This window comes from Pseudomonas sp. C11 (assembly GCF_034683865.1).
Classification (GTDB): Bacteria; Pseudomonadota; Gammaproteobacteria; order Pseudomonadales; family Pseudomonadaceae; genus Aquipseudomonas.
This window is the reverse complement of sequence record NZ_JAWIIP010000002.1, coordinates 481,331-503,914: the sequence shown is the minus strand read 5'-3', so window position 1 is coordinate 503,914 and position 22,584 is coordinate 481,331. Positions and strand designations below refer to the sequence as shown.

The window sequence follows — 22,584 nt, the reverse complement described above, 5'->3', positions numbered from 1 at the left end:
GCCATGGTGCCAGTAAAATAGCGCTTCGCAGAACATCTTCCAAGCACTCTGGTTCAGGCGATCGCTTCTGCCAAACTACCGCTCACAGATGTCTCACTTTTAGGGTGCTGCCGGCGATGCTGTCTAGCTTGTAGGTACCGTGATATTTGTTAGATGGTCAATCCCAAGCAGCCGGCATCGTTCGGCACCTCAACCACGGGAATTCGTCTCGGTCGGGTCCTTGCTCTCGTGCGGATTGAAAGTTAAAGGAGACGGGCTACTCATGTATAAGGTCGGCCACCTATGGTCGTTTTGACGCTTCTAACCGGCATATTGGAGTCATAAGGTGTCGCCCATCATCGGCCGCTCTTGGCCTATAGGAGTCGCCACGAGACAGAGGCCAATCACTTACCGCCTATATTACTTTTTTGCAAGAACACAGCACGTTCGGCGGAGATCGATTACCACACCGTCATGGAGGAAAGTACGCGCAATCTCGTACATTCGATCCTCAATCATGACGCTCGATAATCATTGGTGGCAAACCGCTAGGAGACTGATCGAGCCAGGGAAAGGCAACAGCCCAGCGAGGCGACCGCCGAGTACCTACTGCTACTTTGAGCTTCAGGCGTACAGCCCCTCTCACTGCCCCGACCAATCGGCCAGCAGTCACGGGTGATGACGAACCTGACATAGCTGGCTGGAAGGTGATGGCGTCCAGTCGAGGCTGGCTACCTGCGATGACTCGCGGGGTGTAGCGGTGGATGGCGAAGCCACTCTAAGAGTGTCTTTGAGCTGTCCTGTATCCATGGTCATTACCATCAAACCATCAATGAAGAACGTAGCAATGAGACAGCATCAAGCCTGTCTTGCGGAGACACTGACAGGTGCTCTTCAAGCTGCACCGCAAGGTGCTCTTGATGCCTCCCCAACTCTGCTGACACAGGATCGATGATCACCGATGACGATGTTGTCAGTGACCATCCCCGTCAGTGGTTGTCAGGAAGCCCAAGCCTCTCTGTCAGTCCACCTCCTGCTCATCTTCATGCACCTCCAGATGACTCCGCCCAGGAGTTTCCCCATTCGCCTCTGTCATCCATCAGCCCTGGCCTCAGCACAGTAGCGACCTAGGCAACCACTGCTGCCCAGGCTTTGGCCCATGGGCGGCATCCAGGCACCGGGGAACTCCTGGGCAAGTCACCAAGCATCAACCCTGCATCCCTTGCAGATTCCCCTCAAACCCAGCCCGTTTTGTCCAGCCGTCCGAGCCGTCCATGTTTCCCTTGTAGATGGGAGCTGGTGGCATGGATGGAAGGGACTCTGACGGCTGAACAAAAAGGATGATCTACGTTATGAAAATCGCGCTCAAAGGCACCACTCACAACGCGACCAACACCCTGCCAACCATCGTCTACGCATTTGATGGCAATGAGATCCGCACTGTCCTGATCAATGATGATCCCTGGTTCATAGCCAAGGACGTAGCCGAAGCACTGGGCTATTCGGATACCGATGCAGCGATCCGCAAGCACTGCAGAAACGCAATGACCTGCCCCGACGAATCGACGGGTCAGGTTCGCCATATGAAGATAATCCCCGAACGCGATGTCTACCGCCTGATCTTCAGTTCACGGCTGCCTTCTGCCGAACGATTCGAGGACTGGGTTGTGACGGAGGTTCTGCCCTCAATCCGCAAGCGCGGCATGTACATCATGGGCCAGCAGAAAATCCGAACCGAGCTTCTGGATGCGCTGGCCGAGAACATCCGTGAGAAGGCTCTCCCGGCACTACGAGAGTTCGACCGCCTGACCGAGCATGACCACTGGCTGGCATGTAAGAATCCTGAGAAGTACAAGCGCCTCTGCCAGCTCGCAATCGACAGGGTTGCTCTCGACTACGACCTCCCTCGATCTGTTATGGAGGCTATTGCCCTAACGGGACTGAGAGCGATCACCGAGCAGCACTTGGAGGTAGCCTGATGCGTCTACCTGAACTGATGTTCCTGGGCGCTCTCTTGCTCTGGCCTTTGGTTCCGCTGGTGTACCTGCTCTGCATCGCCTGGCAGACCGACTTCAAGCTGGTAGCTAGATCCAAGCAGAAAACCTCAGAAGGGGCTCGCTCATGAAGAGCATCGCCATTGAAGTGAGGAAGGCCAGGAGTCGGAGAGCTTCGGGCTTGGCTACTACCGACGGAGGCACCGCCCAACATCCGCTGCTGAGCGAGATCCTGGCCGCAGACAAACGCAGATGGAAAGCAGCCCAGCAGATGAACCTTCCGGTGCTCCGGCTTTTACGAAGAGCCGCAGCCAACTGAACAGAACATCAGGAAATCCAGGCTAACCAGTACATCTGACCCAATTACCACACAGGTATGGAAGACCCTACCGACGGATTACCACACAGGTATGGAAGACCGCCCCCGGTATGCCCCGCGCTGCCGGGGGTTTCTGTTTCAAGACCCACGACAACTGTGAGGAGAAACTCATGATCAATTCGAAAATCCGCTCTTTGTCCATCAAACATGACCTGATCCAGAAGGCTATCGACGTGCTCGAACAACAGATCGCCGACAACGATGTGGAGATCAGCTGCAACAACGAACAGATTTTCTGCAACGCCGAGCAGACCAACCGACTGGAAAAGCGCAACCTGCTGCTGATTGCAGAAATCGACGAAGCCAGGGAGACCGTCGAGAGCCTCAAAGCCCTGATCGGTCAGTAAACAAACCCCCTCACTACCAACGAACACCCATAGCCCGCCCCTGAGCGGGCTTTGTCATTTCTGGAGGACAAGAATATGAGCGCCAACGTCATCACCCGCACCTTCGCCACCCTGGCAGAGACCTTCCCGATCCGAATAGTTGAACTAGACGGCAAGCCCTGGTTCGTCGCTGTGGATGTGTGCCACGCCTTGGGTTTTAACCTGAGTGCCGGTGCTGCACCCCACATGAAGAAGATGGCTCACGACGAGCGCCGTGTATTGAAAGCCGGTGACCTCCCTAAATCTGTTTTAGGGAGCGCCCCCAGCATCGCTGTCATCTCCGAGTCCGGCCTGTACAAGCTGATCATGCGTTCAGATAAGCCCGAGGCCCGCCGCTTCCAAGACTGGGTAACCCGCGACGTACTCCCAGCCATCCGCAAGGACGGCGCCTACATCATGGGCGAGGAGAAGGTAGCGACCGGTGAAATGGACGAGGACGCCTTCATCCAGAAGGCATACGAAATGCTCAAGCGGAAGGTCGAGCGCCTCGCTCAGGAGAAAGAGCGGCTTGCTCTAGAGAACAAGAAGATGGCAACGAAGGCTGTCGTTTTCGACAACTGCGTGGCGCTGCGTAAGGAGTCTCTGACCACCTTCGTGCGTACCCTGAATGGCATCAATACTATGGCCATCAAGCGTGATTTGGCTGACCAGGGCTACCTATACCGCTCCGTGGAAACTAACCAATACCGGGTGCACGCCAAGTACCGAGACACGCTGTTTATCGAGAAGCTGAAAGTACATCCAGCCCGCCCTTACTACCAAATCATTCCCACGGCAGAAGGTAAAAAGCTGATCGTCCAGCTCTATCAAGAAGGGAAGCTGACCATGAGGAAGTCATTCGCTGCCTGAGCTGCAGTTTCGCCACTGCACTTCGATTACTACCAGCCCGTTTAGTCCTGCCGCTTGTGTCCGTCTGCGCTGCCCTCTGTGGTGGGCGCTGGTGGGCGTAGGCGGTGGCGACCACAGGCGGCAGAACTAAGAGGAACACCACATCCATGCAACATCAACGCATCATTCAGATATTCACCGATGGTGCTTGCCTCAACAACGGCAAACCCCAAGCTCGTGGAGGCTGGGCGGCCATTCTGCGGAACCCTGAGGGGCGCACGATGGAGATCGCTGGGCCGCTTGAGGGCGATAAGCAGACCAACAACCGGGCCGAGCTGACCGCGGTCATCACGGGGCTACAAGCCCTGAAGACCCCTGGTTCGATGGTGGAGGTAGTGACTGACAGCACCTACGTCAGGAACGGCTGCACCTCTTGGCTGGCCAAGTGGAAGCAGAATGGCTGGCGCACCGCTGACAGAAAGCCGGTGGCCAATGCTGACCTCTGGCAGCTCCTCGATCAGCTGCTGGCCGAGCACACGATTCACTTCAAGTGGGTGCGTGGCCATAGCGGTCATCCCGAGAATGAGAGGGCTGATGCCCTGGCTCAACTAGCTGCTCTGAGTCAGCGCGTCGAGCAGTATGGTTAAGCCTAGCGACAGCCTTCCGCTGCCTACTGCGGTAGCAGCCCTGCAGCCTGAGCTATGCTCGGGAACTTCTCCAGCTCGCTGGCCATCCGGCGAAGCGGGTTGCTCCCATAGGTCGCGCCCACGTTCGGTGCCGCATGTCCTGTGATCCAATCGCTGACAGCGCTCTCGATACCGACCTCCCGGCACAGCGTCTTGAAACTATGACGGAAGCCGTGAGAAGGGCTGGCTTGGCTATCCAACTTCGCCACATCCTTCAGGTACTTGCTCCATAGTTTGCCGAACGAGTGCCCATAGCCATCCTGGCGATGTTTCTCCAGTTTCGGGAATAGCCGTCCCTGTTGGGGGAGACTGTCCTTGTACTCAAGAAAACCAAGCGCCAACAGGTCTTTGTGAAGTGGGATCTTCCGGCGGCTGCTCTGGGTCTTCACGGACTTGTCTTCGCCCGGTGCGATGCTCAGATACCAAACGCCGAGATCATCATCCTTGCGCACGTCGGCCACTTCCAGTTGTGCCAGTTCTTCGCGGCGTGCTCCGGTGTAGGCCATCAGAAGGGGCAGCCAGTAAAGCGCTTCGCCAACATCAGCCCGTGCGGGTTTCCACCCTGAAGTGAACAGAGGGCTGGTGAAAATGGTGACCAGCTCTGCTTGGCTGTAGCCCTTGTCTTCGATGCCCTGGGTCTTTTGTGCCGCCCTGGCTACACGCTGGATCAGCCCTGCAGCGGTGACCGGGTTCTCTTGGATGTACCCAAGGCGACAGGCCACGGCCAGGACAGCAGAGAAGCTCTTGAGCCTGTTTTTGACTGTCACCAAGCTGGCAGTGGGAAGACCCTCAGCCTCGGCCTTTGCGATGAGTTGGGGCGCTGACAGGCCTCGGGTTCCTTCGCCCTTGGTAGGCATCTTCGCCAGTTTGGAGCTGAACTCCTGGCACATCGGACGGGTGATCCTGCTGACAGGCATATCGCCGAACAGTTCGGTGAAGATGGCAATGGTTGCCCCGAAGGTGCTGATTGTCTTCGCTGTGCTGGGGTTGTCCCCATCAAGCTGGCGCTTGTCATCAGCCCAAAGCGTGAAGACCTCCGAGAGTTTCGGTGAGTGCTGATCTTTCTGTTGGGCTGAGCGCTCGATAGTGAGGGGCTGCTCTGCGGCTGGAAGGCTGAGATTGGATAGCCAGTCCCCGTGATGACGGGCAAAGGCGAGACGGCACAGCTCACACCAGCGGATGTAGAAGGCGTCTTCAAGTGCTCGCCTTGCAGGATCGGCTGGTACAGGAAGCGGCAGGTTGAGTTGATGAAGTGTGTGACGGATGAAGCCGGAAAGCGCCTCGGAGAGGGCCACGGGTGTATCCAGGCCCACAAAGTCAGAGGCGGGGAGGTAGTCGATATCCGAGCCTGTATCGGACACAGCCAAGAAGTCTTTCACCTTTTCGGGGTTGGTCTCCCATTCCTGCAGAACAGCCTTAGCCCATCTGTCGGCCAGCTTGATTGCATCTGAGGGTAAGACTCGGGAGATACCTGCGAGTTGGTCTCGCGCTGCAGTGAAGGCTTCTTCACAGCGTTGTGCTTCCCCAATGAAGCGAAGACGTGCTTCGGGGAGATGCCGTGTCTTGAGGGAGACCTTCCATTCACGCTTGCCGATGACTCGGCGGATGTCTTCGGGGACTTCTCGGCGGAAGTAGAAGATACCGTTCTGTGGATGTTTCCAGGGTTGCGCCATGATCGCCACTGTACCAGCCCTCTGTACCAATCAGCAGAAGGGCAGCAAGCAGTCAGAAACTAAAAGCCCCTGAATCCGTTAAGAATCAAGGGCTTATGAAGTCTGGAGCGGGTGATGGGAATCGAACCCACGGCTCTAGCTTGGGAAGCTAGGGTATTACCATTATACGACACCCGCAGCGGGTGCCTTTATACCGGAACTCGATCCAGGAATAAAGCGCGGAGCTTGGCGATAGACGCATCCGCTCCACGCTCGGTGCCCGTCATACCGCCATCGCCTGCAGCTCGCGCAGGTCGCCTTTGGTTGGCAGTTGCAGGCGTTTGCTGGGGGCGTTGAAGAAGTCCAGCAGTACGCGTTGGCTCTGCAGCCAGGCGGCTTTGTGTTCCATGTCGAGGAAGTGGCCGGCGTCGTCGATCACTGCGAACTGGGCGTGGTCGATGTGCTGGGCGAACAGGCAGGCGTCTTCCACCGAGGTGTATTCGTCGCGGTCGCCGTTGACGAACAGCAGCGGGATGTCGATGGCCTTGAGGCACTCCATGCTGCAGTGCGCTTCCATGCTCAGCACTTGTTTGATGTGGGCGTACATCTGCCGGTATTCGTGTTCGTCCAGGGTGCTGACGTGCTTGTGGTTGAAGCGCTTGAACAGCGACGGCAGGTGCTTGCCGATGGTGCTGTTGACCAGCAGGGCGATGTTGTCGCGATCCACGGCGTTCAAAAAGCGCAGGCCCTTGTGCAGGTAGTCGAGCATCGGCACGTTGAGGATCGGCGAGAAGGAGCAGATGGCGGCCTTTTCCAGCGTCGCCGGGCGCTGGGCCAGGGCGAGCATGGCGGCGACGCCGCCCCAGGAGAAGGACATCAGGTAGTTGGCGCCGTAGTGGTCGATCAGGTGCAGCAGGATCGCCGCTTCGTCTTCCTTGGTGATCGGCGTGAAGTCCGTGTTGTGCGGTTTCGACTGGCCGGCGTAGGGCAGGTCGAAGGCCACCACGTTGAACTGCGGTTGCAGGTATTTGACCGTTTGCGTGAACGAGGCCGTGGTCGCCAGGGAGCCGTTGACCAGAATGATGGTCTTGCTTGCTGCCGGGTTGCCGTAGAACTCCGTGTGGACTTTGTGCTTCCTGTTGATCTCGACGACTGCGGTTTCTGGCCTCATGTCGTTTCCTCCTGGCGCAAGTAGGTCAAGGCGAGCGGGCGACCGTTCGCGTTGGTTTGAGCAGTTAGAAAAGCGCCTGAGCGTGACAGCGTGATGTCAGGCTGGAGATTTTTATAAGTCTAGGGATTTCAATCAGTTAGGATCGAAACAGGCGAGCGCTCCAGGCGTTTTCAGGGCCGGGAGAGGGCGGTGTTACCAGGCAGGAATCCAGTCGGTGCAGAGCACCAGCAACCGAAGAACTTTTTCGTTCGTCTCGCTGTGACCAATCGGTCACGCAAAGACTTGTGATTCGATTCAAGCAGCTAGCTTGCAGCCACGCAAGGCCAAGTCACATCTTTATGGACGATTGTGCTGACCGTTGGTCGGGTAGCCGGAAAGGTCGTCAGACGCTGTCGATTTCCGCCGCTGTCAGGGCGCGGTACTGGCCGGGAGCCAGTTGTGGGTCGAGGACGATCTCGCCCATGCTTTCGCGGTGCAGGGCGACGACGCGGTTGCGGAAGTGGCCGAACATGCGCTTGACCTGATGGTAGCGGCCCTCGAACAGGGTCAGGCGGGCGTGGTGGCTGTCTAGTACGTCGAGCTGGGCGGGCAGGGTGGTCAGATCCTCGAAGGCGAAGTACAGACCACGGGCGAAGACCTCGGCGTATTCGGCGGTGATCGGCTGCTCGGTGGTGACGTGGTAGACCTTGGGCTTGCGCTGCTGCGGCTGGGTGATGCGCCGCGACCAGCGCCCGTCGTTGGTGATCAGCAGCAGGCCGCTGGTGTTCAGATCGAGGCGCCCGGCCAGGTGCAGGTCATGCTTGTCCGGCTCGTCGAGCAGATCGAGCACGGTGCGGTGCTCGTCATGCTCGGTGGCGCTGACCACGCCGACCGGTTTGTGCAGCATCCAGTAGCGCGCGTTGCGCCCGGCTTGCAGCAATTCGTCGTCCAGCTCCACGCGCTGGAAGTCGCGGATCTCATGACGCGGGTCGTGAACCACTGCGCCGTCCACGCGCAGGCGGCCGGCGCTGATCAGCAGGCGGCTGTCCTGGCGGCTGAAGCGCGGGAAGTTGCTGAGGAAGCGATCCAGGCGCATGGCTCAGTCGCGCTCATCGCGTTTGGTGGCTGCAACGGCACCCGCGCAGGCCGGGCACAGGCAGGCCTGGTCGCGTTGTTCGGGCGTCAGGCGCTCCAGCGCGGCGGGGTCGATCTTGGCTTCGAAGCACCAGCAGGGTTCGTCGCGGCGGCCGGCGGCGACGCTGCACTGGTTAGGCCTGCCGCACAGCGGGCAACGTTGGCTATCCATCACTGCTCTTCACAGACGCGGTCGCGCCCGGCCTGCTTGGCGCGGTACAGCGCGCGGTCGGTGCGGCCGAGCAGGGCATGCAGGCTCTCGCCGCTTTGCCACTGGCTGAGGCCGAGGCTGACGGTGACCTGCAGCGCCGCATCGTCTACGGCGTAGCGCTGGTCGGCGCAGTGCTGGCGCAGTTTTTCAGCCAGTTCGTGGGCGGCCTGGCGGTCGGTGTTCTTCAGCAGCAGGATGAATTCCTCGCCGCCCCAGCGGCAGAGGATGTCGGACTGGCGCAGTGCGCCGCGCAACTGCCGGGCGAAGCGGCGCAGCACCTCGTCGCCGGCCAGGTGGCCGTGCTGGTCGTTGATCAGCTTGAAGTTGTCCAGATCCAGCAGCACGGCGCACAGCGGGCTGCTGTCGCGCTGCGCTTCCTGGAGGGCCTGCTCGGCGAGGATGTCGAAGCCACGACGGTTGGGCAGCTCGGTAAGGGCATCGGTGGTGGCCAGGGCGGCGATACGGCGCTGATAACGCCGAATCACCAGGCTGACCAGGGTGAGGACGATAACGGTGACCAGCAGGCACAGCAGCAGGTTGATATAGAGCCCCTGGCGGACGCCGGCCAGGGCCTTGTCATGCTTGTCGACGAACAGGTACCACTCCAGCTCGGGGATGTAGCGCACGTTGAGGAAATGCTCGTGGCCCTGTTCCTGGTATTCGAACTGGCCGCTCTGTGGCGTCGGCAGTTTCTCCATCAGGTTGTCCAGGCCGGGGATGTCGACCAACTGGTCGCCGACCTTGGCGCCCAGCGGCCCGCCCTGGGCGCCGGTGAGGGTGATGCGCCCGGTGGTGTCGACGAAATAGACGCTGCGGTCATAGCGCTGCTGGTATTCGTCGATCAGCTTGACCACGGCATCGACCGCCAGGCCGACGCCGGTGGCGCCGATGAAGTTGCCGTCGTAGTCGAGCACCTTGTAGTTGATGAAGATGGTCAGGCGGTCGGCGTTGGCCATGTCGACGTCGACGTTGACCTCGTAGGGCTCCGGCAGCATGCGCACGCGGTAATACCAGACGTCGCGCGGCTCGCTCGGTTTGACCTTCTTCAGTACACCCTTGGACTGGTAGTAGGTGCTGCTCTTGTCGGAGACGAAGAAGCTGGTGAAGGCGCCGTAGTGCTCCTGCACTTCGCGCAGGTAGCGGGTCATCTGCTCGGCGTCCTGCTCGCCGGCCAGCACCCAGTCACGCAGAAAGGTGTCACGGGCCATCATCGAGGAGATGAGGGTGGGGCGCACCAGGTCTTTCTGGATTTCCGAGTAGACGGTGTCGGAGGTCAGCGGCAGCTCGGTGTTGATGATGTGGTCGCGGATCGAGTCGCGCGAGGCGTAGTAGCTGAGCAGTGACGTGGTGAGGAAACCACTGCCGAGCAGCAACAGGAGCACTAATACCAGCGAGATTTGCGTGTGCCGTTTGGGGCGCAGGGACATGGGTGAATCCGGGAGCGGGTTGATGGCGTGATGCTAGCCCGTTGGGCGGGGAAAGCGCCAGTTGTGATCACAATTGGCGCGGTTTTATCTCGGTGAGCGTTGCCCGGTTGTATCCGGGCTAGGGAACTGTAGGAGCGGATTTATCCGCGATTGGGTTGCGGTGGGGCGTGAAGCGGTCGCGGCTAAAGCCCCTCCCACAGGGGGGATTGGGGCTTTGGTGAGATCGCGGCTGAAGCTGCTCCTACGGTGGCGCTGTCGGGTTGTGGCTGAAGCGGAATGCCGCCCAGTCGCTCGTGAAGCGCTTCCCTCCCGGAGACTCCGAGCATTGTGGGAGGCGCTTCAGCGGCGACAGCTTTTAGGCTTCCTCCAATACCACCACGCGCTGCCCTGCACGTACGGGCGAGCCTGGCTGCACGCGCACTTCGCGCACGGTGCCGGCCATGGGGGCGGTGAGCGGAATCTCCATCTTCATCGACTCGAGGATCACCAGCACATCACCCGCCTGCACCTGCGCGCCGGCCTCCACCTGCACCTGCCAGAGGTTGCCGGCGACATGGCTTTCGATGGCATGTTGGCCGGCTGCCAGTGGTGCATCCTCAACCTGCTCGGGCGCGGCTTCCTCGACCTCGAAGTGCGCCTGGCCGCTGTCGATCCAGCGTTGGCGTTCGGCGTCGAAGGCGGCACGCTGCTGCTGGCGGAAGGCGGCGATGCCGTCGGCTTCGTCATCGAGAAACTGCTGGTAGTCGGCCAGGGCCAGTTCGCTCTGTTCGATGCGCAGCGGGTAGCGGCCCAGCGGGAAGTCGCGGCGGATGCGCAGCAGTTCGTCAGCCGATACCGGGTAGAAGCGGATCTGGTCGAAGAAGCGTAGCAGCCAGGGCTTGCCGTCGAAGGCCTCGACCGCGCGGTAGCGGTTCCACATCTGCAGGGTGCGGCCGACAAACTGGTAGCCGCCGGGGCCTTCCATGCCGTACACGCACATGTAGGCGCCGCCGATGCCAACGGAGTTTTCCGCTGTCCAGGTGCGCGCCGGGTTGTACTTGGTGGTGACCAGACGGTGGCGCGGGTCGAGCGGCGTGGCCACTGGCGCGCCGAGGTATACATCGCCCAGGCCCATCACCAGGTAGCTGGCGTCGAACACCGTGCGGTACACCTCGTCGAGGTTCGGCAGGTCGTTGATACGGCGGATGAACTCCAGGTTGCTCGGGCACCAGGGCGCGTCCTTGCGCACGGTGGTCATGTACTTGTCGATGGCCAACTGGCAGGCCGGGTCGTCCCAGGACAGCGGCAGGTGGACGATGCGCGACGGTACTTTCAGATCGCGTGCGGCGCAGACGGCATCCCACTCGCCGGCGACGATATCCAGCAGCTTCTGCAGGGGCAGGGTTTCCGGCTGGTAGTGCACTTGCAGCGAGCGAATGCCGGGCGTCAGGTCGATTACGCCGTCGAGTTGTTTGGCCTCCAGCGCCTGCATCAACGCATGACCACGGAAGCGCAGCACCAGGTCGAGTTCCGGCTGGCCGATTTCCAGCAGCAGGTGGGTGTCGCCGGACAGGCGCGCGACCAGACGGGTGTCGGCTTCGCCGATGTCGAGGACGATGGGGCTTTGTAGCCCGGATGCAATCCGGGACTCAGGTGCTGCGATTTCCCCGGATTGCATCCGGGCTACGGTCGCGTCTGTAGGAGCGGATTTATCCGCGATTTCGGTGTAGCCTGCATCGCGGCTAAAGCGGAGCGCCGCCCGGCCGCTCCTACAAAGTTCGGTGTATTCGCGTGCATTGCTTTGCGCCAACGCCCGCGCCGTGGCGATATCCACCGGCACGAAGCGCACCTTGTCGCCGGCCTTGAGTTGGCCGAGCTGCCACAGGTCGGCCTCGATGATGGTCACCAGGCAGACGAAGCCGCCGAGGCTGGGGCCGTCCGGGCCGAGGATCACCGGCATGTCGCCGGTAAAATCCACCGCGCCGATGGCATAGGGGTTGTCGTGGATGTTGGACGGGTGCAGGCCGGCCTCGCCGCCGCTGTCGCGCACCCATTCCGGTTTTGGGCCGATCAGGCGCACGCCGGTGCGGCTGGAGTTGAAGTGCACTTCCCAGTCGGTGGCGAGGAAGCGGTCGACATAGCCCGGCGTGAAGTATTCAGGTGCGCCGTGCGGGCCGTAGATCACCCGCAGTTCGCGCACGGCCGGTAGGGCGGGGCAGAGTTCGGCGGGCAGTTGCGCGCCGTTGCTGGTGTCGCTCAGCGGCAGCAGGTGCAGTACATCGCCAGCGCGCAGGGCGCGGCCAGCATGGCCGCCGAACTGGCCGAGGGTGAAGGTGCTCTTGCTGCCCAGATAATCCGGCACCTGGATACCGCCGCGAATGCTCAGGTAGCTGCGCGCACCGCTGCCAGCAATGGTGCCGAGCGTCAGGGTGCTGCCGGCCTTGATCAGCAGCGCGGTGTTCATCGGCTGTTCCACGCCATCGACGCTGACGGGAATCTCGGCGCCGGTCACCGCGATCACGGCATCGGTGTTGAAGCGCAGCATCGGGCCGCTCATGGTGATTTCCAGCGCGGCAGCGCCTTCGTCGTTGCCGAGCAGGCGGTTGCCCAGGCGCAGGGCGCGGCTGTCCATCGGGCCAGACGGTGGTACGCCAACGGCCCAGTAGCCGAGGCGGCCGGGGAAGTCCTGCACGCTGGTCTGGGTGCCGGCGCTGAGCACTTCGAAGGTGGTCGCCTGGTAAGCGAGGTTCTCCAGGCAGCGCGTCCACGGCGAGCCACTGGCGAAAGGTGCGTCGCTGAGGATCTGGCGCAGGTAGTCGCGGTTGCATTCCACGCCGTACAGCACCGAGTCGGCCAGGGCTTTGTCCAGCGCGGTGCTGGCTTGTTCACGGGTCGGCGCCCAGGTGATCAGCTTGGCGATCATCGGGTCGAAGTAGGGCGGGATTTCGCAGCCGGCTTCGACCCAGGTGTCGATGCGCAGGGCCTTGCCGTCAGCCTGTGGGAAGGCGACGGCGGTGAGCAGGCCGGGGCTGGGCTGGAAGTCGCGACCCGGGTCTTCGGCGTACAGGCGCGCCTGGATGGCGTGACCGGATGGCTTCAGGCCTTTGGCAAGCTCGCTGAGCGGCGCTAGATCGCCTGCGGCCAGTTCGATCATCCAGCGCACCAGATCGACGCCCCACACTTGTTCGGTGACGCCGTGTTCGACCTGCAGGCGGGTGTTCACTTCCAGAAAATAGAAGCGCTCGGCCTCACTGTCGTAGACGAATTCGACGGTGCCGGCGCTGCGGTAATTCACCGCCTTGGCCAGCTTGATCGCGGCGGCGCACAGTTCGTCGGCCATGCCGGCCGGTAGGTTCGGCGCCGGGGTTTCTTCCAGCACCTTCTGGTTGCGCCGCTGCACCGAGCAGTCGCGCACGCCGAGGGCGAGCACTTCACCCTGACCGTCGCCGAACACCTGCACTTCCAGATGGCGGGCGCGCTGGATGTACTTCTCGATAAATACGCCGCTGTCGCTGAAGTTGTTCTGGCCCAGGCGTTTGACCGCCTCGAAGGCGTCGCTCAGTTCCTCTGCCGAACGGCACACGCGCATGCCGATGCCGCCACCGCCGGCGGTGCTTTTCAGCATCACCGGGTAGCCGACCTGTTCACCTGCCTTGAGCGCAGCGTCAAGGTTTTCCAACAGCTCTGTGCCTTCGAGCATGGGCACGCCATGCTGTTTGGCCAGGGCGCGGGCGGTGTGCTTGAGGCCGAATACGCGCAGTTGCTCGGGCGTCGGGCCGACGAAGGCGATGCCGGCGGCTTCGCAGGCTTCGGCGAACGCTGCGTTTTCGGAGAGGAAGCCGTAGCCGGGGTGGATGGCTTTGGCACCGCTGCTCTTGGCGGCAGCGAGGATCTTCTCGACCACCAGATAAGTCTGCGCGGCCGGGCCGTCGCCGAGGGAGAAGGCTTCGTCGGCCTGCTGGATATGCAGGCTGGCGGCGTCGGCTTCGGAGTACACGGCCACGCCGCCGACGTTCAGCGAGCGCAGGGTGCGCAGGATACGGCAGGCGATAGCGCCACGGTTGGCGATCAGCAGTTTGTCGAACATCTTCATTGACCCTCGAAGGGCGTGGCGGGCCGTCCCGCCGTCATTTGTCGTGCACCACGGTCGTCCGTGGCGAAAAATCCGGTGATGCGTGCCGCGCGTGTTGGCGGGACGATTTGTAGGGCGGGTGAAACCCGCCGGGTTTTGGCTGTGCCAGCGCTTTGGCTGGGTTTTGGCGGGTTTCACCCGCCCTACGTCAGTTCCACACCAGCACTTCGGCAGGCGTCGGGTTCCAGCCGTTGCAGGGGTTGTTCAGTTGCGGGCAGTTGGAGATCAGTACGATGACGTCGGTCTCGGCCTTGAGCTCCACGTACTTGCCGGGCGCGGAAATGCCGTCCTCGAAGGTCAGGCCGCCTTCGGGGGTGACCGGCACGTTCATGAAGAAGTTGATGTTGGCGCCGATGTCGCGCTTGCTCAGGCGGCCGTCGTGCAGGCTGGCGCGCAGGAAGTTGTCGCGGCAGCTGTGCATATAGCGCTTGTCCAGGGCGTAGCGCACGGTGTTGCTCTCCTGCGCGCAGGCGCCGCCGAGGGTGTCGTGGCGGCCGCAGGTGTCGGCGACGATGGTCAGCAGCGGCTTGCCAAGATTGGAATAGAGCACCGTGCCGGTGGTCAGGTAGACCTTGTTCTGCTTGCGCAGGGTGCGCTGCGGATCGAAGCGCTCGCGCGGGTTGTTGGCGGCGAAGAACAGGGTGTCGATGGCCTGGTTACCTTCGAGGTCATGCAGGCGCAGGGTCTGCCCGGCCTTGACCTCGAACAGGTAGGGTTCGCCCGCCGGGATGGTGTGGCGGAACACGGCGGTTTCGGCATGCAGGGTGCTGGCGGTCAGGGTCATTTCGGCAGCCCTCAGATGTACTGGCGTTCGGTGTTGTGGAAGGCGCGGCTGTTCTCCGGGCGCGAAGTGCGGCAGAGCACGGTGATGCCGTCGCTGTCGACCTTGCTCCAGGTCAGTTGCACCGGCTTGGGCGCGTACTGCGGGTTGGGATCCATCGGGTGCTGCAGGGCGGTGAGTACCACCAGGGTGTCTATCGGTGCGTACAGCTCGATGTAGTCGCCGGCCTTGCTGTTGTTGGGCTGGAAGTGGAAGGTACCGTCTGCATCGACGTCCACGCGGCTGAACAGGTTGAGGTTCATCAACAGGTCGGCCAGCGCGAGATCCCACTTGCCCATTTCCACCAGCAGGTTGTCCATGCCGTTGCGGAAGAAGCCGTTGCGCAGTTCCTGGTAGCGGCCCTGGCCGTACTTCTCCAGCGTTTCTTCTGCGTTGAGCACGCCGCCGAAGCTGTCGTGCCAGCCGCAGGTGTCGGCGGTGATGGCCGCCAGCACCTTGCCCATGTCCGAGTACAGGCAGTGGCCGGCGGTGAGTTTGGCGGTGTGCTGGCCCTTGAGGGTGTCGGGCAGGTTCAGGCGCTCGCTTTTCTCGGCGGCGTTGAACAGCAGCAGGCTGACGTTCGCGCCGCCTTCGAGATCGGTGATGCGCAGTTGTTGGCCGCGCTTGAGGATGAAGGAGGTGTGGCCGCCACCGGGGACGGTTTCTTCGTACAAAGTTGGGCGCAGGGCGAGAGAGGCAGTCATGCTCAGGCTCCTTGGTGAGTGGGTTGCAGGCTGCCGAGCAGGTGCTCGGGCAGCAGGTCGGCCGCCGCGCGTTGGTTGCGGCGGCTTGCGTTGAGGGGTATGTCGTAGGTCACCCGTGCGCCATAGGCGCCCGGGGCATGCGGGTCATGGCGCAGCTTGTCGAAGACCATCAGCCGCGTGCCGAGGCTGAAACCCTCGGACAGGTCGTGGGTGACCATGAACACGGTCAGCCCGGTCTCGTGCCACAACTCCAGCAGCAGGGCGTGCATGTCCTTGCGGATGCCGGGGTCGAGCGCGCCGAAGGGTTCGTCCAGCAGCAGCACGCGCGGCTTCATGATCAGCGCCTGAGCGATGGCCAGACGTTGCTGCATGCCGCCGGAGAGGGCGCTGGGGTATTTGTCCAGAGCGTGACCGAGGCCGACCTTGGTCAGCATCTCGGCCGCACGTTCGCGCGCTTCGCGCTTGGCGGAGCCGAACAGGCGGCCGAGCAGGCGTGACTGGCGCAGTTCCAGGCCGAGGGCGACGTTGTCCAGCACGCTCAGGTGCGGGAACACCGAATAGCGCTGGAACACCACGCCCCGGCTGGGATCGGGCTCGGCCACCAGCGGCTCGCCGCCGAGCAGGATCTGCCCACGGCTGGGGCGCTCCTGGCCAAGCAGCAGGCGCAGGAAGGTGGACTTGCCGCAACCGGAGGCGCCGACCAGGGTGCAGAACTCGCCCTCGGCGATGCTCAGGTCGAGGCGTTCCAGGACGGTCTGGTCGCCGTACTGCTGCCAGACGTTTTTAACTTCGATGAAGGCGCTCATGCCTTGGCCCCCTCATACCAGGGGAAGCATAGGCGCGTGAGCTGGCGCAGGCCCAGATCCATGGCCCAGGCCAGCAGGGTGATCCAGGCCACGTAGGGCAGGATCACGTCCATGGCCATGTAGCGGCGCACGAGGAAGATGCGGTAACCGAGGCCGTCGGTGCTGGCGATGGCCTCGGCGGCGATCAAAAACAGCCAGGCCGAGCCGAGCACCAGGCGCAGGGAGATCAGCAGGCGCGGCAGCAGTTGCGGCAGCACCAGGCGCAGGATCAGCGTCCAGGTGCTGGCGCCGAGGGTCTGCGCCTTGATCAGCAGCTCATTGGGGATTTCCCGCGCACGCTGTTCGAGGTCGCGCGCCAGCATCGGTGTGACGCCGATGACGATGAGCATGACCTTGGACAGCTCGCCCAGGCCGAAGACGATGAACAGGATCGGCAGGATGGCCAGCGGCGGAATCATCGACAGCACGGTGAGCAGCGGCGACAGCGGCGCGCCGAACAGCGGCAGGCTGCCGGCGGCGATGCCCAGGGTCAGGCCGGCCAGTGCGGCGATGCCCAGGCCGAGGCCGAGGCGTGTCAGGCTGGAGGCGCTGTCGGCCCAGAACAGGTACTGGCCGGTGCGCTTGTCCTCGGTAAACGCCAGACGGTCGATGGCATCGGCCATCTGCCCGGCGCTGGGCAGCAGCTTGTCGTTGGGGTTTTCCGCCAGGCGCGTGGCCGAGCTGCTGAAGTACACCAGCAGCACCAGCGCGAAGGGCAGGAGGATCAGCAGCAGACGGCTGCCGCGATCCGGGTGTCGATTGATCAGGCGCATGGGATCTCTCGGTTGGCTTGGGGCCTGAACCCGTTCCCGCAGGGGAACGGGCGGGAGAGGCGTCAGAGCTTGCCGTCGGCGGCCATCTGCATGTAGCTCGGGTCGAAGCGCAGCTTGACGTTGCCCTTGTCGCCGGTGACCACGCCGCCGGCGAAGCTCATGCCGATGGCGTCGCTGCTCTGCGCGCCTTCACCGAGCAGGCCGTGGGTGAAGGAGAACTCGGCCACCTTGGTCATGGTCGCCGGCAGTTGCGTGCTGGTGGCGAAGGCCACGGCGTCCTGGGCGGTATAGAACATCTTGGTCGCGGCCAGTTGCGCCTCGTAGCCGGCCAGGTCGGTGCCGGAGGCCTTGGCCATGTGCTCACGCGCAGCCTTACCCTCGGCCGAGTCGCTGCCCATGGTGGCCATGATTTCGTACCAGGCGCCGGTCAGGGCCTTGCCCAGGGCGGGGTTGTCCTTGAGCGTTTCGCTGTTGACCACCATCAGGTCGATGATTTCGCCGGGGATCTGGCTGGAGTTGAACACCTTGGTCACGCCCGGCGTGGCTTCGATCTCAGCCAGCAACGGGTTCCAGGTGGCGACGGCCTGCACGCCAGGCGTGGCGAAAGCGGCGACCATGTCGGCGTCGGAGGTATTCACCACCTTGAGGTCACGCTCGCTCAGGCCGGCGCTCTCCAGGCCACGGGCCAGCAGGTAGTGCGAGACCGACAGCTCGACCAGGTTGACGTCCATGCCCTTGAGGTCTGCCAGGGTCTTGCCTTCGCCCTTGACCACGACGCCGTCGTTGCCATTGGAGAAGTCGCCGACGATCAGTGCGGTGCTGTCCACGCCACCGGCGGCGGGAATGGTCAGGGCGTCCATGTTGGTCATGGTGCAGCCGTCGAACTGGCCGACGCTGTACTGGTTGATCGACTCGACGTAGTCGTTGATCTGCACCACGTCGATGTTGATGCCGTACTTCTTCGCCCACTTGTCGACGATGCCCTGGGCCGCGCCGTATTCCCACGGCATCCAGCCGGCGTAGATGGTCCAGCACACGCTGAAGTCGGTTTTCGGGGCGGCCTGGGCGGACAGACTGAGTGCGGCGCCGAGACCGGCGGCAGCGAGAACGGAGAGCAGACGGGACTTACGCATGGAGAACCTCCAGTTCGAGAAAGGGGCGGGCAGGAGTTCGCGGCGGTTCCCCGATACAGGGGCGCGTCTCCCGGGCTTTTGTCCCGCCGTGTAACCTCGAAGGAGGTCGCCAACTCTCGGACCAGTCACTCGCTTTTCTGGCGAGCCGGAACCCTAGTCGGCTATTTGCAAATTGTGGTGCCGCGTACCCGGCGTACCGGGGTATTTCCTGCACGCAGTAGCTCAAGCGAACATCGTGCCAGGTATTCAACCCCTGGTTCTGCCTGGGCTGCAGCGGGCGCGGGTGGCTGGTGTGCGCCGTGTTGGTGCGGGCGCGAGAGGATGTGCTGCCTGCTGGGGCGCGCCGTGAAAAACGCAGCACCTCCCGCCGCACCTAAAGGTCTTGCCGCTGTCTGATGGAACAGGGATCGACTCCCTATTGCCGGCATGCGCCGGCTATGTCTCGCGGTCGAAAGGAGGCCGCCATGCTCAAGAAGATGCTGTTCCTGCTGTTCTTCTCGTTATCAGGGTGCGCGGTTTATGGCGGGGGCTATGAAAGCCCCGGTTATGGCCGTTATGAACACCGCTACAACGATGGCTATCGCGGCTATTACGCCTCACCGCCAATTTACGTGCCGGGCTATTACTACGAGGAACGCCGCTACGACTACCGGCAGGATCGTCGCTACCTGCCCCCGCCACCGCGTTACGTTCAGCCGCCGCGCTACCACGAAGCACAACCGCCGCGCTGGCAGCCGCGCAATGAGCATTACCGAGACAGCCGCCGCTACGAGCAGCGCGGCGGTGGTATTTCCCGGGGTGGCTGGGAGCGCAGTGATCGCCGTTACTCGCAGGGGCGCGATCAGCAACCGCGTGGCTTGGGCGAACACCGTCGCTAGCCGATCACCCATCCAAAGAGCGGCGGCATGAGCCGCCGCTTCTCTGCACACTCCAGGCTTCACTGCACTGGAGGCCAACGATGAAGCTGTTGTCTTTCGCCAAGGGTGCCCTGGCCATGTTCTGGCTGGTGGCGCTGCTCAATCTCTTCTATCCCTTCGCAGTGCCACTGGGCGGCTGGGTCAACTGGGCCGCCTTGCTGATATTGCTGGCGCACGTCGGCGAGTTGCTGCTGTTTCGCTCGCGCCTGAGCGCGTTGCCCGGGCTGTGGTGGCAACGCCTGCAGGTGCTGCTGTTCGGCGTGTTGCACCTGCGCAGCCTGCGCTGAAGCCATCCCCGCCTTCCGGCCGGCGCGCCGGATAACGGCGAAGTGCCATTGTCTTTTTCCGGGCCAGCCCGCACCATTCCTGCCTTGTTCCAGGGGCGGGTGGCCCCGAGACGGATGGATGATGTTCCGAGGTGGCATAGGCACAGGTCGAGCAGGGTGGCGGCGGCGCAAATCGCGCCTGGCCGCGCCATTGCTGCTGATCGCGTTGGCCGGTGCCCTGCAGGCGGACTGGGATTTCAACCTGATCAGCCAGCGTGCCGAAAAGCTCTACGGCCCGCTGGGCGCCGGCAAGGCACGCATCGACGACTGGCAGGCGCTGCTGGAGCGACTGCCGACGCTCGACGAGCCGGCGCAGCTGGAGGCGGTCAACCGCTTCTTCAATGCCAGCCTGCGCTTCCGTGACGACATCGAAATCTGGCACCAGAACGATTACTGGGCGACGCCGGTCGAGGCATTGCGCATTGGCGCGGGCGACTGCGAAGACTTCGCCATCGCCAAGTACTTCACCCTGCGTGAAGCCGGTGTCGCCAGTGAAAAACTGCGGATCACCTACGTCAAGGCACTGCGCCTGAACCAGGCGCACATGGTGCTGACCTATTACGCCACCCCCGAAGCCATGCCGCTGGTGCTGGACAATCTGATCAACGTCATCCGGCCCGCCAGCGAGCGTTCGGATCTGTTGCCGGTGTATGCCTTCAATGCCGAAGGCATGTGGCTGGCGGGCAAGGGCGGTGGCAAGCAGGTGGGAGATGCCAAGCGCCTGTCGCGCTGGCAGGAACTGATGAAAAAGATGACGGCCGAGGGATTCCCGGCGGAGTCGGGTCGATAGGAGTCGAGATGTCGCTGTTCAAACAATTGCTGATTGCCATCTGCCTGTTCCTCGTGGTCGCTTTCACCGGCAGCTTCATGGTCGGTCTGGAAAGCTCCCGCGAGCAGTACGTCAACCAGTTGCGCTCGCACGCGCAGGACGCCGCGACCGCGCTCGGCCTGTCGCTGACGCCGCACGTGGACGACCCGGCGATGATGGAGCTGATGGTCAGCTCGATCTTCGACAGCGGCTACTTCCAGAGCATCCGGGTGATCGACATCGCCAGCGGCAATATCCTGGTCGAGCGTACTGGCGTACCGGATGCCGCCGGCACCGAAGTTCCGCAATGGTTCGTCGACCTGATCGGTCTGAACGCCGAGGCCGGTGACGCCATCGTCAGTCGCGGCTGGGAGCAGGCGGCGCGGGTGGAGGTGCGCAGCCATCCGCTGTTCGCCATCGCCCGACTCTGGCGCAGCGCGCTGGGTAGCCTGGGCTGGTTGTTGCTGTGTGGCCTGCTCAGCGCCGGCGTCGGTGCTTTCGTGCTGCGCCGCCAGCTCAAACCACTGGACTACATGGTCGAGCAATCCCATGCCATTGCCCGCCGCGAATTTCTCAGCCTGCCCATGCTGCCGCGCACCCCGGAGCTGCGCCGGGTGGTGCAGGCGATGAACCTGATGGTGGAGAAGCTCAAGGCGCTGTTTCAGGAACAGGCCGAGCGTAGCGAACGCCTGCGCGACGAGGCCTACAAGGACGCCCTGACCGGGCTGGCCAACCGTCGCCACTTCGAGATGCAACTGCAGACGCGTCTGGGGGCCGAGGATCAGGCCAATGCCGGCTACCTGCTGCTGGTGCGCGTGCATGACCTGGGTGGGCTCAACCAGCGCCTCGGTGGTCAGCGTACCGACCAGTTGCTGCAGGCCGTCAGCGAGCTGCTCGCCCGCGAGGCGCTGCCGCTGGGCTCAGGCCACCTGCTGGCGCGTTGCCGGGGCGGCGACTTCGCACTGCTGGCGCCGGGGCTGATGAGCGAGGAGGCCGAGCAACTGGCGATACGCCTGGAAGTGGCGTTGGGCAATCTGGTCAGCATCGGCGCCACTGATTGTGCGCCGGTGGCGCATATCGGCCTGGCGCCGTTCCAGCCGGGCGATGATTGCCATGACCTGCTGCGCCTGTCCGACGAGGCGCTGGCCAAGGCCGAAGCCTCGGGCGAGCAGACCTGGGCACTGGTGTCGCGCAAGCAGAGCCACAGCGTCGGTGACGAGCGTCATGCCTGGCACCAGTTGCTCGACACCGCCCTGAGTCGGCGCCAGGTGGAGCTGTATTTCCAGCCGGTGGTCAGCGCTCGGGCGCCTGAGCAGGTGCTGCATTACAAGGTGCTCTCACGGCTACGCGACGAAGCCGGCAAGACGATTCCGGCCGGGCGCTTCCTGCCCTGGCTGCAGCGCTTCGGCTGGTCGTCGCGGCTGGATCTGCTGATGCTGGAAAAGGTGCTGCAACAACTGACCCAGCACCAGCAGACGCTGGCGCTGAACCTCTCCGGCGCGCTACTGCGCGAGCCCAAGGCGCTGGAGGCGGCGTTCGAGTTGTTGCGCCGGCATGCTGCGCTCGGGCCGCGCCTGATCCTCGAGCTGGAGGAGGATCAACTGCCGGATCCGCTCGCCCTGGAACAACTGACCCGGCGCCTGCGCGAGCTGGGCTTCAGCCTCAGCCTGCAGCACTTCGGCGGGCGCTTCAGCATGATCGGCAACCTGGCGCGCCTGGGCCTGGCCTACCTGAAGGTGGATGGCAGCTACATCCGCGCCATCGATATGGAGGCGGACAAACGCCTGTTCATCGATGCCATGCAGCGTGCAGCGAACAGCATCGATCTGCCGCTGATCGCCGAGCGTGTGGAAACCGAAGGGGAGTTGCAGGTGCTGGCCGAGATGGGCTTCAAGGGTGTGCAGGGGCAACGCGTTGGCGCGCCCATGCCGTGGCCGACTGCGGACTGAATCTGAGAGCGCCGGCTAGATCAGGCCGGTGCTGGTTTCTTCTTCACCGATCAGGCGTGACAGGCCGCCCAGAGCCTCGCGCGCCTGGTTACGGCTGAGCAGCTTGGATTGCGCGGCGGGTGGCAGGTCAGTGATACGGATGACGCCCTTGGCGATCAGCGCACCGATCAGGTCTTCCAGCACCCGGATCATTTCCTGGTCGCTTTGGCGCAGTTGCAGCAGGCTCGATTCGACCGCCTGATTGGCGTACCAGGCGAGCACGTCAGGCGCGTCGGCCGGAAGCTGGCCGGTATGACCGGCGAACGCGGCCGCTTCGACGCGCACCAGGCGGCCCTGGTCGTCGTGTTGTACGTAGAGCATGGATACCCCCGA

20 protein-coding genes, 1 tRNA gene and 1 riboswitch are annotated in these 22,584 nt (G+C 62.9%); of the genes, 8 read left to right on the top strand and 13 right to left on the bottom strand.

Annotated features, from left to right (window positions below; all coding sequences use genetic code 11):
- Window positions 1-1,331 precede the first annotated feature (1,331 nt).
- From VC352_RS05280 to rnhA, 4 genes are all read left to right on the top strand, one after another.
- Window positions 1,332-1,958 (top strand): Bro-N domain-containing protein, encoded by a 627-nt coding sequence (locus VC352_RS05280; RefSeq protein WP_322978535.1) that lies wholly within the window; start codon window positions 1,332-1,334, stop codon window positions 1,956-1,958.
- A 504-nt stretch (window positions 1,959-2,462) separates the two neighbouring features.
- Entirely contained in the window at window positions 2,463-2,699 is a 237-nt protein-coding gene (locus tag VC352_RS05275) for a hypothetical protein (protein ID WP_322978534.1), read from the top strand.
- A gap of 75 nt (window positions 2,700-2,774) precedes the next feature.
- A complete protein-coding gene (locus VC352_RS05270) occupies window positions 2,775-3,587 on the top strand; it encodes a Bro-N domain-containing protein (RefSeq protein ID WP_322978533.1) in 813 nt (270 codons plus the stop codon).
- A 146-nt stretch (window positions 3,588-3,733) separates the two neighbouring features.
- Entirely contained in the window at window positions 3,734-4,213 is a 480-nt protein-coding gene (gene rnhA / locus VC352_RS05265; RefSeq protein ID WP_322978532.1) for a ribonuclease HI, read from the top strand.
- Between the two features lie 23 nt (window positions 4,214-4,236).
- Here the strand turns inward: rnhA and VC352_RS05260 are convergent, their stop codons facing one another.
- From VC352_RS05260 to VC352_RS05205, 12 genes are all read right to left on the bottom strand, one after another.
- Window positions 4,237-5,925 carry a site-specific integrase gene (locus tag VC352_RS05260; protein ID WP_322978531.1) on the bottom strand — a complete coding sequence of 563 codons (1,689 nt, stop codon included), beginning with the start codon at window positions 5,923-5,925 and terminating at the stop codon, window positions 4,237-4,239.
- Between the two features lie 103 nt (window positions 5,926-6,028).
- A tRNA-Gly gene (locus VC352_RS05255) sits at window positions 6,029-6,102 on the bottom strand.
- 85 nt (window positions 6,103-6,187) lie between these two features.
- Window positions 6,188-7,075: an alpha/beta hydrolase gene (locus tag VC352_RS05250; RefSeq protein WP_322978530.1), complete on the bottom strand. Its 888-nt coding sequence runs from the start codon at window positions 7,073-7,075 to the stop codon at window positions 6,188-6,190.
- Between the two features lie 382 nt (window positions 7,076-7,457).
- On the bottom strand, window positions 7,458-8,150 hold the full coding sequence (locus tag VC352_RS05245; protein WP_322978529.1) for a pseudouridine synthase: 693 nt from the start codon (window positions 8,148-8,150) through the stop codon (window positions 7,458-7,460).
- A gap of 3 nt (window positions 8,151-8,153) precedes the next feature.
- Entirely contained in the window at window positions 8,154-8,360 is a 207-nt protein-coding gene (locus VC352_RS05240; protein ID WP_322978528.1) for a cysteine-rich CWC family protein, read from the bottom strand.
- The gene (locus VC352_RS05235) at window positions 8,360-9,826 is read right to left on the bottom strand and encodes a sensor domain-containing diguanylate cyclase (RefSeq protein WP_322978527.1); all 1,467 of its coding nucleotides are present in this window, start codon (window positions 9,824-9,826) and stop codon (window positions 8,360-8,362) included. Before VC352_RS05235 ends, VC352_RS05240 begins: the two co-directional genes overlap by 1 nt.
- A 355-nt stretch (window positions 9,827-10,181) precedes the next feature.
- Window positions 10,182-13,892, bottom strand: coding sequence for an urea carboxylase (uca, locus tag VC352_RS05230; RefSeq protein WP_322978526.1), 3,711 nt, complete (start codon window positions 13,890-13,892; stop codon window positions 10,182-10,184).
- Between the two features lie 193 nt (window positions 13,893-14,085).
- Entirely contained in the window at window positions 14,086-14,721 is a 636-nt protein-coding gene (locus VC352_RS05225; RefSeq protein ID WP_322978525.1) for an urea amidolyase associated protein UAAP2, read from the bottom strand.
- A gap of 11 nt (window positions 14,722-14,732) precedes the next feature.
- Window positions 14,733-15,461, bottom strand: coding sequence for an urea amidolyase associated protein UAAP1 (locus tag VC352_RS05220; protein WP_322978524.1), 729 nt, complete (start codon window positions 15,459-15,461; stop codon window positions 14,733-14,735).
- Window positions 15,462-15,463: 2 nt separating this feature from the next.
- Complete coding sequence (locus tag VC352_RS05215; protein ID WP_322978523.1) at window positions 15,464-16,267, bottom strand: ABC transporter ATP-binding protein; 804 nt, start codon at window positions 16,265-16,267, stop codon at window positions 15,464-15,466.
- The gene (locus VC352_RS05210; RefSeq protein WP_322978522.1) at window positions 16,264-17,079 is read right to left on the bottom strand and encodes an ABC transporter permease; all 816 of its coding nucleotides are present in this window, start codon (window positions 17,077-17,079) and stop codon (window positions 16,264-16,266) included. Before VC352_RS05210 ends, VC352_RS05215 begins: the two co-directional genes overlap by 4 nt.
- Window positions 17,080-17,141: 62 nt before the next feature.
- Window positions 17,142-18,212, bottom strand: a complete 1,071-nt coding sequence (locus VC352_RS05205; RefSeq protein ID WP_322978521.1) for a putative urea ABC transporter substrate-binding protein — start codon at window positions 18,210-18,212, stop codon at window positions 17,142-17,144.
- Window positions 18,213-18,277: 65 nt separating this feature from the next.
- Window positions 18,278-18,380: riboswitch (guanidine-I (ykkC/yxkD leader) on the bottom strand.
- A 296-nt stretch (window positions 18,381-18,676) separates the two neighbouring features.
- On the opposite strand from VC352_RS05205, the gene VC352_RS05200 reads away from it, so the two are divergent.
- From VC352_RS05200 to lapD, 4 genes are all read left to right on the top strand, one after another.
- Entirely contained in the window at window positions 18,677-19,090 is a 414-nt protein-coding gene (locus VC352_RS05200; RefSeq protein WP_322978520.1) for a hypothetical protein, read from the top strand.
- Window positions 19,091-19,170: 80 nt separating this feature from the next.
- Window positions 19,171-19,416: a DUF1145 domain-containing protein gene (locus VC352_RS05195; RefSeq protein WP_322978519.1), complete on the top strand. Its 246-nt coding sequence runs from the start codon at window positions 19,171-19,173 to the stop codon at window positions 19,414-19,416.
- 190 nt (window positions 19,417-19,606) lie between these two features.
- Complete coding sequence (gene lapG, locus VC352_RS05190) at window positions 19,607-20,245, top strand: cysteine protease LapG (protein WP_322978518.1); 639 nt, start codon at window positions 19,607-19,609, stop codon at window positions 20,243-20,245.
- Between the two features lie 8 nt (window positions 20,246-20,253).
- The gene (gene lapD / locus VC352_RS05185; protein WP_322978517.1) at window positions 20,254-22,212 is read left to right on the top strand and encodes a cyclic di-GMP receptor LapD; all 1,959 of its coding nucleotides are present in this window, start codon (window positions 20,254-20,256) and stop codon (window positions 22,210-22,212) included.
- Between the two features lie 15 nt (window positions 22,213-22,227).
- Here lapD and VC352_RS05180 read toward each other — a convergent pair whose 3' ends face one another.
- Complete coding sequence (locus tag VC352_RS05180) at window positions 22,228-22,572, bottom strand: tryptophan synthase subunit beta (protein ID WP_322978516.1); 345 nt, start codon at window positions 22,570-22,572, stop codon at window positions 22,228-22,230.
- Between the last annotated feature and the right edge of the window lie 12 nt (window positions 22,573-22,584).

Bases quoted from the DNA above. Each gene is read 5' to 3' on its own strand.
- VC352_RS05260 (WP_322978531.1), bottom strand. From the start codon at position 5,925: ATGGCGCAACCCTGGAAACATCCACAGAACGGTATCTTCTACTTCCGC.
- rnhA (WP_322978532.1), top strand. From the start codon at position 3,734: ATGCAACATCAACGCATCATTCAGATATTCACCGATGGTGCTTGCCTC.
- VC352_RS05220 (WP_322978524.1), bottom strand. From the start codon at position 15,461: ATGACTGCCTCTCTCGCCCTGCGCCCAACTTTGTACGAAGAAACCGTC.
- VC352_RS05250 (WP_322978530.1), bottom strand. From the start codon at position 7,075: ATGAGGCCAGAAACCGCAGTCGTCGAGATCAACAGGAAGCACAAAGTC.
- VC352_RS05180 (WP_322978516.1), bottom strand. From the start codon at position 22,572: ATGCTCTACGTACAACACGACGACCAGGGCCGCCTGGTGCGCGTCGAA.
- VC352_RS05235 (WP_322978527.1), bottom strand. From the start codon at position 9,826: ATGTCCCTGCGCCCCAAACGGCACACGCAAATCTCGCTGGTATTAGTG.
- VC352_RS05205 (WP_322978521.1), bottom strand. From the start codon at position 18,212: ATGCGTAAGTCCCGTCTGCTCTCCGTTCTCGCTGCCGCCGGTCTCGGC.
- VC352_RS05275 (WP_322978534.1), top strand. From the start codon at position 2,463: ATGATCAATTCGAAAATCCGCTCTTTGTCCATCAAACATGACCTGATC.
- VC352_RS05195 (WP_322978519.1), top strand. From the start codon at position 19,171: ATGAAGCTGTTGTCTTTCGCCAAGGGTGCCCTGGCCATGTTCTGGCTG.
- VC352_RS05225 (WP_322978525.1), bottom strand. From the start codon at position 14,721: ATGACCCTGACCGCCAGCACCCTGCATGCCGAAACCGCCGTGTTCCGC.
- lapD (WP_322978517.1), top strand. From the start codon at position 20,254: ATGTCGCTGTTCAAACAATTGCTGATTGCCATCTGCCTGTTCCTCGTG.
- VC352_RS05280 (WP_322978535.1), top strand. From the start codon at position 1,332: ATGAAAATCGCGCTCAAAGGCACCACTCACAACGCGACCAACACCCTG.
- VC352_RS05270 (WP_322978533.1), top strand. From the start codon at position 2,775: ATGAGCGCCAACGTCATCACCCGCACCTTCGCCACCCTGGCAGAGACC.
- VC352_RS05215 (WP_322978523.1), bottom strand. From the start codon at position 16,267: ATGAGCGCCTTCATCGAAGTTAAAAACGTCTGGCAGCAGTACGGCGAC.
- VC352_RS05245 (WP_322978529.1), bottom strand. From the start codon at position 8,150: ATGCGCCTGGATCGCTTCCTCAGCAACTTCCCGCGCTTCAGCCGCCAG.
- VC352_RS05240 (WP_322978528.1), bottom strand. From the start codon at position 8,360: ATGGATAGCCAACGTTGCCCGCTGTGCGGCAGGCCTAACCAGTGCAGC.
- uca (WP_322978526.1), bottom strand. From the start codon at position 13,892: ATGTTCGACAAACTGCTGATCGCCAACCGTGGCGCTATCGCCTGCCGT.
- VC352_RS05200 (WP_322978520.1), top strand. From the start codon at position 18,677: ATGCTCAAGAAGATGCTGTTCCTGCTGTTCTTCTCGTTATCAGGGTGC.
- VC352_RS05210 (WP_322978522.1), bottom strand. From the start codon at position 17,079: ATGCGCCTGATCAATCGACACCCGGATCGCGGCAGCCGTCTGCTGCTG.